The organism is Micromonospora sp. NPDC048843 (genome assembly GCF_040649965.1).
Classification (GTDB): Bacteria; Actinomycetota; Actinomycetes; order Mycobacteriales; family Micromonosporaceae; genus Micromonospora; species Micromonospora hortensis.
The window spans coordinates 26,322-37,207 of the sequence record NZ_JBEZGJ010000061.1 but is presented as its reverse complement, the minus strand read 5'-3'; the positions used below and the strand labels follow the sequence as shown (position 1 = coordinate 37,207).

At 71.2% G+C, this 10,886-nt stretch carries 7 protein-coding genes; 2 read left to right on the top strand and 5 right to left on the bottom strand.

From position 1 onward, the window contains the following. Window positions 1–61: 61 nt before the first annotated feature. Window positions 62–1,183, bottom strand: coding sequence for a cellulose binding domain-containing protein (locus AB0C20_RS16390; RefSeq protein WP_357568291.1), 1,122 nt, complete (start codon window positions 1,181–1,183; stop codon window positions 62–64). 299 nt (window positions 1,184–1,482) lie between these two features. Between AB0C20_RS16390 and AB0C20_RS16385 the strand changes: the two genes are divergently transcribed. Then, window positions 1,483–2,589, top strand: a complete 1,107-nt coding sequence (locus tag AB0C20_RS16385; RefSeq protein WP_357184402.1) for an FAD-dependent monooxygenase — start codon at window positions 1,483–1,485, stop codon at window positions 2,587–2,589. 130 nt (window positions 2,590–2,719) lie between these two features. Continuing rightward, window positions 2,720–4,480 carry a cytochrome c oxidase subunit I gene (ctaD, locus tag AB0C20_RS16380; RefSeq protein WP_357184405.1) on the top strand — a complete coding sequence of 587 codons (1,761 nt, stop codon included), beginning with the start codon at window positions 2,720–2,722 and terminating at the stop codon, window positions 4,478–4,480. A 437-nt stretch (window positions 4,481–4,917) separates the two neighbouring features. Here ctaD and AB0C20_RS16375 read toward each other — a convergent pair whose 3' ends face one another. Genes AB0C20_RS16375 through AB0C20_RS16360 form a run of 4 tightly spaced genes read right to left on the bottom strand, consistent with a single transcriptional unit; the run spans window position 4,918 to window position 10,820 of the window. Then, window positions 4,918–6,165: an MFS transporter gene (locus AB0C20_RS16375; RefSeq protein WP_357568290.1), complete on the bottom strand. Its 1,248-nt coding sequence runs from the start codon at window positions 6,163–6,165 to the stop codon at window positions 4,918–4,920. 40 nt (window positions 6,166–6,205) lie between these two features. Further along, a complete protein-coding gene (locus tag AB0C20_RS16370; protein WP_357184411.1) occupies window positions 6,206–6,787 on the bottom strand; it encodes an isochorismatase family protein in 582 nt (193 codons plus the stop codon). 51 nt (window positions 6,788–6,838) lie between these two features. Further along, complete coding sequence (locus AB0C20_RS16365) at window positions 6,839–8,125, bottom strand: nicotinate phosphoribosyltransferase (RefSeq protein WP_357184414.1); 1,287 nt, start codon at window positions 8,123–8,125, stop codon at window positions 6,839–6,841. A 16-nt stretch (window positions 8,126–8,141) separates the two neighbouring features. Beyond that, window positions 8,142–10,820 carry a LuxR C-terminal-related transcriptional regulator gene (locus tag AB0C20_RS16360; RefSeq protein WP_357568289.1) on the bottom strand — a complete coding sequence of 893 codons (2,679 nt, stop codon included), beginning with the start codon at window positions 10,818–10,820 and terminating at the stop codon, window positions 8,142–8,144. Between the last annotated feature and the right edge of the window lie 66 nt (window positions 10,821–10,886).

The following is a 10,886-nucleotide window of genomic DNA, read 5'->3' as shown; positions in this document are numbered from 1 at the left end:
ATCGACGAGGTGGCGGTGGTGGGGGGCCACGCGGCCAACCCCCCCCCCCCCCACCGTCAGTTCAGGAGCGGGAGCAGGTTGCCCCGTTGAGCGAGAAGCTGGTCGGCGACGAGTACGAGCCGCTCAGGCTCCCCTGGTAGCCGAAACTGGCAGTGCCCCCGGGTGCTATCGACCCGTTGTGGCCGACGTTCCGGGCGGTGACCGTCGAGCCGCTCTGGCTCACAGTGGCGTTCCAGGCGTTGGTGACCTGCTGCCCGCCGGGCAGGCCGTAGGTCAGCGTCCAACCGTTGATCGCGCTGGACCCGGTGTTGCTGATCTGCACGTCGGCAGTGAAGCCGTTGTTCCACGAGTTCGCCGTGTACTTCACCGCGCAGCTCGCGCCACCGCTCGGCGGCGGGGTCGTCGGGTTGGTCGGCGGCTGGCCGCCACCGTTGACGTTTGCCGAGAACGAGGTCACCGCGAGGCCGACGCCGCCCTGCCACGGCTCGAAGCCGGCCTGGATGCTGGTCAGGTACCAGGAGTTGGTGATCGCGCCCCGGTTGCGGGTGTCGTTGATGAAGTCCAGCACGCTGAAGTTCAGGCTGGAGATCGCCGACGAGGCGACGTAGGAGATGACGTTGTTGGAGCCGTTGCTGCCCCGCCAGACCTCCCAGGTGCGGCCGGCCAGGTTCGTGGTGCCGACGACCGAGCCGATGGGCTGGATCGGGCCCTGCCGGTTGAGCCAGATCATGATCTCCATCTGGTTCACCCCGTCCCGCTTGGGCGACGGGTCCAGCCAGATGTCGTACGACGCGTTGTAGGTGGCGCCACTGACGTAGCGGTAGGAGATGCTGCTGGTGGCGCTGCTGATCTGGCTCACCTGGATCGGCAGGTTCGTGCCGGGGGAGCAGTTGGTGTAGTGACAACCGAAGAACACCGAGGGGTACGCGGTGGGCGCCCCGTTGGTGGGGCTGCTGCCGTTCAGGGTGGTGATCTCGAAGCCGTTGTTCGTGGCGTTGATGCACTGCTGGGCGGTGGTGCCCCAGCGGTTGTTCTGGACCACGTAGCGGCCCCCGATGACTGTCGAGCCGTACTGTTCGCAGATCTGGGTGTCGGCGGAGGCGCTGCCTCCGAGGGCTACTGCCACCAGCGAACTGGCGACCAGCAACCCGGCGGCGGCCAGGGCCCGAAGTTGACGTTTCATGACACTCCTCGACTCGGCGCGTGCCGGGCGCCGGATGTGGTGGGGCAGTGCGGGAGCGCTCCCACGCTCAACGACACATTTACATGTCTGAAACTGGTGCGCAACCGTCCGCGTCGAACTGGTGAATTGTGAGGATTGCCATGCCCCGCCGGACGGCTGGCCACTGACGGCCAGCCAAGCGGCGCGGCTCACCGACGAGCGGCGGGGTGCGGGCCGATTGGGCCTGGTGTGCGCCGATCGCTCCGAGTAGCGTGTTGCCTCCAACGCGTGCCGCTCCCCCTCCGGAGGCGTACACCACCATGGGTGGCTCCCCCCTGCGCATCCTCGTCGTCGGCGCGGGCATCGCCGGCCTGGCCGTAGCCCGGGCGCTGCGCCTGGCGGGCTTCCGGCCCGACGTCACCGACAAGCTGCCGCCGGGGGAGTCCACCGAGACCGGTCTCTACCTGCCCGGCAACGCCGCCCGCGCGCTACACCGGCTCGACCTGCACGACCCGGTCCGGCCGATCGGCCAGGTGATCCGCCGGCAGCGGTTCTTCGACGCCGCGGGCGCGCAACTCTGCGAGGTCGACCTCGACGCCCTCTGGGCCGGCGTCGGCGAGTGCCGGGCGCTACCCCGGGCCGACCTGCACCGGGTGCTGCTCAGCGGTGCCGGCGGCGCCGTCCGGCACGGCGCCGAGGTCCGCACCCTGGACCTGCTCCCGGGCGCTGTCGGCGTCACCTTCACCGACGGCACCACCAGCGAGTACGACCTGGTCATCGGCGCTGATGGGCCACGCTCCTCGGTCCGTGCGCTGGCGGCGCTCGGTGGGCCGCCGCGCCCGGTCGGGCAGGTGGTCTACCGGGCCGTCCTGCGCGACGGTCCGCCGGTCACCGAGTGGACCGCGCTGCTCGGCCAGCGCTCCGGGTTCCTGATGGTGCCGATCGGCGGCGGGCGGCTGCACCTCTACGCCGACGAGGCCGGCACCGAGGAACCCGCCGACCCGCTGGCCCGGCTGCGGGACCTCTTCGCCGACTACCGCGGCCCGGTCCCCGAGGTGCTGGCGGCCCTCGACGAGGTGCACGTCGGGATCACCGACGAGGTGGAGTTGGGTCGCTGGTACCGGGGGCGTGTCCTGCTGGTCGGCGACGCCGCGCACGCCACCGCGCCAACGCTGTCGCAGGGTGCGGCCATGGCCTTGGAGGACGCCGTGGTGCTGGCCGAGTCGCTGCGCGCCGCCAACAGCGTGGAGGCGGCCCTCGTGGCGTACGAAAGTCGTCGCCGTCCGCGTACCCGATGGGTGCGGGACCGGACCCGGGACCGCAACCGCACCAGGGACGTTCCGCCGGCGCTGCGCGACCCGCTGCTGCGCGGACGCGGCGACCGGATCTTCGGGGAGCACTACCGGCTCCTGCTCGGTCCGCTGTAGGCCCGTAGTAGATCGTGTCACGCCACCCCACGCGGCGCTGCGACCTGCCGGGGACTATCCTCCTTGCGGATGACGGCCCGCCGATAACCAGCGTGTGCCGAGCGGGACAACCGAGAACCGGAGGCCACTCGTGACCACCGTCGCACCCAAGCCGGTCGTGACCCGGCCCTGGCCGGTCCGGGAGCCGGTCAAGGGGTCGGCCATCGCGCGGCTGCTGCGAACCACGGACGCGAAGCAAATCGGGATCATGTACATGATCACCGCGTTCGTGTTCTTCATGATCGGTGGCGTGATGGCCCTGATCATGCGGGCTGAGCTGGCCCGACCAGGGCTGCAGTTCCTGTCGCCGGAGCAGTACAACCAGCTCTTCACGATGCACGGCACGATCATGTTGCTGTTCTTCGCGACGCCGATCGTGTTCGCGTTCGCGAACTACATAGTGCCGATCCAGATCGGCGCGCCCGACGTCTCCTTCCCACGACTGAACAGCTTCGCCTACTGGCTGTACCTGTTCGGCGGGACGATGGCGACCGCCGGATTCATCACCCCGGGTGGCGCCGCTGACTTCGGCTGGTTCGCGTACGCGCCGCTGAGCAGCGTCGAGCACTCGCCGGGCGTCGGCGCCAACATGTGGATCATGGGTCTGGCCATCTCCGGCCTGGGCACCATCCTCGGCGCCGTGAACATGATCACCACGGTGCTGACCCTGCGCGCGCCCGGCATGACCATGTTCCGGATGCCGATCTTCACGTGGAACATCCTGGTCACCAGCCTCCTGGTGATCCTGGTCTTCCCGCTGTTGGCCGCCGCGCTCTTCGCGCTCGCCGCGGACCGCATCCTCGGCGCGCACGTGTACGACCCGGCAACCGGTGGGCCGATGCTCTGGCAGCACCTGTTCTGGTTCTTCGGGCACCCCGAGGTCTACATCGTGGCGCTGCCGTTCTTCGGCATCATCAGCGAGGTCATCCCGGTCTTCTCCCGCAAGCCGATCTTCGGCTACAAGGGTCTGGTCGCCGCGACCGTCGCGATCGCCGCGCTCTCCATGAGCGTCTGGGCGCACCACATGTTCGCCACCGGCCAGGTGCTGTTGCCGTTCTTCAGCTTCCTGAGCTACCTGATCGCCGTGCCGACCGGTATGAAGTTCTTCAACTGGATCGGCACCATGTGGCGGGGCCAGATCAGCTTCGAGACGCCAATGCTCTGGGCGGTCGGCTTCCTGGTCACCTTCCTCTTCGGTGGTCTCACCGGTGTGCTGCTGGCCAGCCCGCCGATCGACTTCCACGTGTCGGACTCGTACTTCGTGGTGGCGCACTTCCACTACGTGCTCTTCGGCACCATCGTGTTCGCGGTCTTCGCGGGCATCTACTTCTGGTTCCCGAAGATGTTCGGCCGGATGCTCGACGAGCGCCTGGGCAAGGTGCACTTCTGGCTCACCATGATCGGCTTCCACACCACGTTCCTGGTACAGCACTGGCTCGGCAACGAGGGCATGCCCCGTCGGTACGCCGACTACCTGCCCAGCGACGGCTTCACCACGCTGAACACGATCTCCACGATCGGCGCGTTCATCACCGGTATCTCCACGCTGCCGTTCATCTACAACTGCTGGAAGTCGTACAAGACCGGCCCGGTGGTCGAGGTGAACGACCCCTGGGGTCACGGCAACTCGCTGGAGTGGGCGACCAGCAGCCCGCCGCCGCTGCGCAACTTCGACCGGATGCCGCGGATCCGCTCCGAGCGGCCGGCGTTCGACATGAAGTTCCCGGAGTTGGCGGCCGGTGGCCAGAGCCTGGCCGGCCCGCCGGAGGGTGGCGCCAAGCCGCTCACCAGCGAGTCGGACGGCGGGGCCAGCTACCGCGAGGACACCGCGAGCGACGTCGACAGGCACTGACGCTCAGGCTCAGCAGTACGACGGGCGCCGCAGCCGGGACACCGGGAGCGGCGCCCGTTCGCCATATCCGGCCAACGTCACTCCCGCGCCCCGTCGGCCCGTTCCTGGCCTGCTCCACTGTCCCTTCACCGGCGCGTCGCCTGGCTCCGAAGGGGCTGTGTGCCTGGAGAGCCTGATGTCTGTGAGTCATCCTGATGACTCACAGACATCAGGCTTTTCAGCATGCGCGGGGCCTGGCCGCCCGGCGGACACCCCCGACCGGCCGCTGCCGCGGTACGCCCGAGACTGACCGGCCGAGGTTCTGCGACTCCGACTCCGACGCTGAACGGATCGGGGCCGGGAGAGCTGTCGGAGCGGCGCACGGGGTCGACTGTCCGCCCGGCCCGACCGCCGGCCGGCGGGCCAGCAAACCGCCGTCGGTGGCGTGGGCGCAGCCGTCAGTGGGCGGCGGGGGTGAGGTCGGCCTCGACGGATGGCGGGGTGGCCGCTTCGGCGTTGCGGCGGCGGCGCAGCTCGATCGGGAGCACCACCAGGGTGACCAGCGCGCCGAGCGCGCCGGTCACCACGAAGCCCCAGAGTGGCGCGCTGGCGTCGATCACCGCGCCGGCGAGCGGTGCGCCGATCGCGATACCGACGGTGACGGCGGAGCCGTGCAGACCCATCGCCTCACCACGTACCTCGGCGGGAACCAGGCGGCTGACGGCGTCCGAGCCGGCCGCGATGGTCGGCGCGCAGAGCGCGCCGGCGGGGATCAGCGCCAGGCACAGCAGCCACCAGTGCGCACCGCCCAGCCCCACCGGAATGGTGCACACCGCCAGCGCGGCGGTCAGTGCCAGCGGGGAGAACGAGCGGTGCACGGCCCCGTAGGCGAAACCGCCGGCCAGCGAGGCGACCGCCCAGATGGCCAGGACGGCGCCGGTCCACCCGACCTCGCCGCTGGCCCGCAGGACGGCGACCACCGCGACGTCGGTGCCGCCGAGCACCAGGGTCGCGGCGGCGCTGAGCGCCAGGACGGCGAGCAGGCGGGGGGTCATCCACTCCCGGCGCGGAACCCGGCGTTGTGGGCCGGTGGGCTCGGTGGCCTCCCGGATCGGTGGGTTGACCACCCACAGGGCGATCCCGGCGGCGACGATGCCGCCACCGACCAGGTACATGGTGGTCTGCGCGGAGATCGCGGTGACCAGGGCCACCGCCAACGCCGGGCCGATCATGAAGGACAGCTCCACCGACATCGAGTCCAGTGCGTAGGCCGGGCGGCGTTGGTCCTCGGGGACCAGCGCGGCGATCGACTGACGGACCACGGAGAAGATGGGCAGGGCCAGCGAGCCGGCCACGAAGGCGGCCGGCAGGAGCACCGGGTACGCCAGCGACGGGGCGGTGGACCAGAAGATCGCCTCGGCGATGGCGGTGAGCACCAGGACCGGGCGCAGTCCACGCCGGTCCACGAGTCGGCCGAGCAGCGGCCCGCCGATCGCCGCGCCCACTGTGACCGCCGCACCCACCAGGCCGGCCGCCCCGTAGCCCCGATCAAGATCGAGCACTACGTGGAAGGTCAGCGTCACCCCGGTCGCGGTGAGCGGGATGCGGGCGAGGACGGCAACCAGTAGCAGCGACCGCAGACCGGGCAGGGCGAGCGCCCGCCGGTAAGGCTTCATGTTCACGTGGGTCCGTACCTCCGGCGACATCTTCGACCGGCGGCGGCCCCTTGGCCAACCAATTAGCGCCTCATGCGGCAGTGATCACAGGCTGACCCTGCATGATCACCCCGGCGCCCTCCATCGCGCGCAGGGCCACGTCGGTGGTCGCCGGGGCGACGGCGGCGGTCAACTCCAGCAGCACTGTGGTGGCGAAACCCTCCCGGGCGGCATCCAGCGCGGTCGCCCGGACGCAGTGGTCAGTGGCGATGCCGACCACGTCGACCCGGTCCACGTCGCGCTGGCGCAGCCAGTCGGCCAGGCACTCGCCGTCGTCGGCATGCCCCTCGAAACCGGAGTACGCCGCAGCGTGCTCGCCCTTGTGGAAGATCGCCTCGACCCGGGCGGTGTCCAGTTCCGGGTGGAACTCCGAACCGCTTGTGCCGACCACGCAGTGCCGGGGCCAGGACTCCACGAAGTCCGGCGGATCGCCGAAGTGGGCTCCCGGGTCGACGTGGTAGTCCTTGGTGGCGACCACGTGCGTCCACCGGTCCGGTTCGGCGGCGAGTAGCCGGGAGATGCCCGCGGCCACCCCTGCGCCGCCGGCGACGGCCAGCGAGCCGCCCTCGCAGAAGTCGTTCTGCACGTCCACGATGATCAGCGCGTTGGCCATCGGGGGGTTTCCTCTCTCCGCACGGTCGGTCGGTGGCGCTCGGGGGATGACTCAGCCAGCGGGCACGACGGTGACCGGCACTGCCGGATCGCCGGCCGAGAGCTTCAGCCCCTCCCACGGGATGGAGATCAGACACTCCCGCAGGTGCTCCCGTGACTGGTCGAGGGTGGGCAGCGGCACCGACTCGCCGGCGACCACGTACGACTGCTGGAGCAGGCGGTCGTTGGGCTGCCGGTCGGGAACGCCCTGCGGGACGATGACCTCCTCGGTGGCGGTGCCGGTCGGCTTGTGCCGGCGGACCGCGACCTTCCGGCCGCCGATGGTGGCCTTGTGCTCGGAGCGCTTCACCACCGGCCGTCCCTCGACCTCGACCAGTTTGTAGACCAGCCCGGCGGTCGGCGCCCCGGAGCCGGTGACCACGGCAGTGCCGGCGCCGTACATGTCCACAGGTTCGGCGGCCAGCGCGGCGATCGCGTACTCGTCCAGGTCACCCGAGACGATGATCTTGGTCTCGGTGGCGCCCAGCGAGTCGAGCAACTCCCGGGACTGCTGGGCGATCACCGCGAGGTCGCCGGAGTCGATCCGCACCGCCCGCAGGTCCGGCCCGGCCACCGCTATGGCGTTGCGGATGCCCTGGCTGATGTCGTACGTGTCGACCAACAGCGTGGTGTCCTTGCCCAGCGTGGCGACCTGCGAGGCGAACGCCGCCCGCTCGTCGTCGTGCAGCAGGGTGAACGCGTGCGCGGCAGTGCCCGCCGTCGGGATGCCGTAGCGCGCGCCGGCGGCGAGGTTGGACGTGAACCGGAACCCGGCCAGGTACGCGGACCGCGCCGCGGCCACCGCCGCCTCCTCGTGTGCCCGGCGCGACCCCATCTCGATCAGCGTCCGGCCCCGCGCCGCTGTCACCATCCGGGCCGCCGCGGCGGCCACCGCGCAATCGTGGTTGAGCACTGACAGCGCCAGCGTCTCCAGCACCACACATTCGGCGAAGCCGCCGGAGACGGTGAGGATCGGTGAACCGGGGAAGAACAGCTCACCCTCGGCGTACCCGTCGATGTCGCCGGTGAAGCGGTAGTCGGTGAGCCACGCCGCCGCCGTCTCGTCGACCACCCCGGTCCGCAGCAGGAACTCGACCTCGGTGCTGTCGAACCGGAAGTCGCGGATCAACTCGATCAGCCGGGCCGTTCCGGCGACCACGCCGTACCGGCGGCCGCTGGGCAGCCGGCGGCTGAACACCTCGAAGACACACCGGCGGTCGGCGGTGCCGTCCTTCAGTGCCGCGCTGACCATTGTCAGCTCGTAGTGGTCGGTCAGGAGCGCGGGGCGGTGGATGCTCACCGCCCCAGCCTAAGGTTCAGCTCGGGTCGCCGCCGTCGTGGCCCGGGATCGAGCGCAACGCCGCCCACAGCTCGGCCCGGCCGGTGACGCCGAGCTTGGCGTAGATCCGCTGGAGGTGGTTCTCCACGGTGCGCGCCGAGAGGTAGAGCCGTTCGGCGATCGCCCGGCTGGGAGCGCCGTGCGCGGCGAGGCGCGCCACCTGCCACTCCCGCTCGGTGAGCACTGGCGCGCCGGCCTGGAGCGCCGGCGTCCGGATCAGGTCACAGCGCCCGAGCAACCCGGCGAGGCGCTCCCGGGCGTCGTTGGCGGCAGCCGAGTGCTGCCGGCGCAGCCGCTGGACGGCCTGGGAGGTGGCCTCGGCCGCGTACACGATCAGCTCCAGCGCGGCATAGTCGTCGGCGACCGCGAGCAGGTCGGTGGCGGAGTCGGTCACCGCGGCGCGGGCGTGCCGGGCCAACAACGGCGGGAGCACCCCGTCGACCCGTTCGGAAAGCTCGGCGAGGCGCTGCGCGACGGTGCGCCGACCACCGTCGGAGCAGGTGGGGCCGACCGCCATGCCCGCCTGGTCGAGTCGGACGAGGTCGTGCAGGACGTGCACCTCGTGCCCGGCGAAACCGTCCGAGCGCAGCCGATCCACCAGGTCACCGAGGTGTTTGACAGCGCCCGGCAGGTCGCCCGAGGCGGCGAGCGACGCGCCCCGGGCCTGCTCCAACCACGGGTAGAGCACCGCCATGCCCGGCGCGTGGGTACGGTCGGCTTCGGCCATCGCCGCAACCGCCTGCGCGGCGTCACCGCGCAGCGCCGCCGCCTGGGCGCGTTCGGCCTGGGCCAGGCCGGCGTAGACCCGACTCGTGGCCAACACCGCGCAGGCGCCCAGCGAGGTCCTCATGGCCGCGTCGCTCTGCCCGCGCAGCCGGGCCGCGTACGCCTGCAGGATGGCCAGGTAGCCGGTGCCGAGGCGGAAGTCGCCGGCTCCGGCGAGGTCGGCGAACTCGTCGGCCACTATCGCGTCGATCCCGGAGAGGTCGCCGGTGAGCATGAGCCGGGTGCCTCGGGCCAGCTCCAGGGCCAACTGGAGGTACGGCATGTCGGTGCGCCAGCTCGCCGCGGCCGAGTGCACCTGGGCGATCGCCGTACCGCTGCGGGTCAGCTCGCCCTGCGCGGCCTGAACGTACGCGATGGTGGATCGGGCCAGCTCGCGGGCGGCGACGCCGGCCGCCGGCCGGTCCAGCACGCGTCGGCTGAGCTGCACCGCGGTGGCCGTGTCCAGTCGGTGCAGGCGCATGATCGCCTCGAAGGCGTGCACCCGGGACCGGTCTGCGGAGTCGCTGAGCTGCTCGACCCGGCTTGCGATCTCCTCCACCGTGGACTCCCGGCTCAGGCCCCAGTAGCTGACCATGCCGCGTACGGTCAGCCAGCGGCAGAGCCGCCGCTCGTCGCCGGGCTCGGGGGTGACCGCGTCGAGGACGTCGATCGCCTCGTCGGGCCGGTCGGCGAACATCAGGATGGTGGCCAGCAGCTCCGCCGCGTCGTAGCCGCCGTCGGCGTGCAGCGCGGCACGCGCCAGGCGGGTCGCCAGCGGCACGTCGTAGCGGGTGAACGCCTGCACCGCGGCGTCCAGCAGCAGAGCCGGATCCTGTGCGGTGCCCGAGTCGAGTCGCCAGACGGCCACCCGCAGCAGGTCGTCGCGTCGGCGTTTGCCGACCTGCTCAAGCAGCTCGGCGAGGTGTGCCTGAAGTCGGCGGGTGCGGCTGACCGGGCAGCGACGGCGCATCACCTCGCCGTAGAGCGGGTGCGCCAGCCGGACGTTCGTGCGTCGGTCGTGCTGAATGACCGTGATCAGCCCGCGTTCCTCGGCGGTCTCCACGTCCGACTGTTCGGCGGCCTGCCTGAGGAGGTGCAGGCCCAGTGGTTCGCCGAACGCGACCAGCTCGACGACCGCGCGGACGCCGTCGGTGAGCTTGCCGACCCGGGTGTCGATGAGGTCGGTCAGGTTGGGCGCCAGTTCCAGTCGCCCGGTCCACTTCCAGATCCCGTACGTGCGCTTCAACTCGGCGCTGCCGTTGGCGGCGTGCACGAGCTCGCGCAGCAGCAGCGGGTTGCCGGCCGACAGCCGGCCGAGCCGGTCGGCGGAGCCGGCGTCGACCGGGCCGCCCAGGATCGCCGCCAGCAGGTCGGTGGTCTCCTCCTGCGGCATCGGGGTCAGCTCGACGTGCTCGACCAGGTCGTCGGTCCAGAGTGCGCGGATCGGCAGCGGGATCTGCTCGCCGTCGCGCAGGGTGCCGACCACTGTGGCGTTCTCGGCGCGGGCGACCAGATGCACAAGTGCGGCCGAGGGGGGATCGAGCAGGTGGGCATCGTCGATGGCGAGCACGATCCGCCGGCCGGCCGCCTGCTGTTGCAGCACGTTGAGTGCCCAGCGCAGGATGCCGGCGGGGGAGAGGCCCTGGGGCTGCTCGGCGGGGAGGACCTGGACCAGCCCACCGAACGGCAGCGCCGCGGTGGTGGCGCTGGCGGCGATGGACCAGATCGCGAACCGGTCGGTGGGCAACGCGCCCACGCCCTCGCGCAGCAGGCGACTCTTGCCGATGCCAGCGCTGCCGCTGAAGAAGAGCCCGCGGCCGGCCTCACCGGTCACCGCCTCCAGCAGGCGGTTGAGCTCACCCGTGCGGCCGACGAACTCCCATCGACTCATTCGCGCAGCATATCGACCGGAATCCGTCCGCGCCCGCACCGTCACCGTGCGAAGTTGAGTAATCGC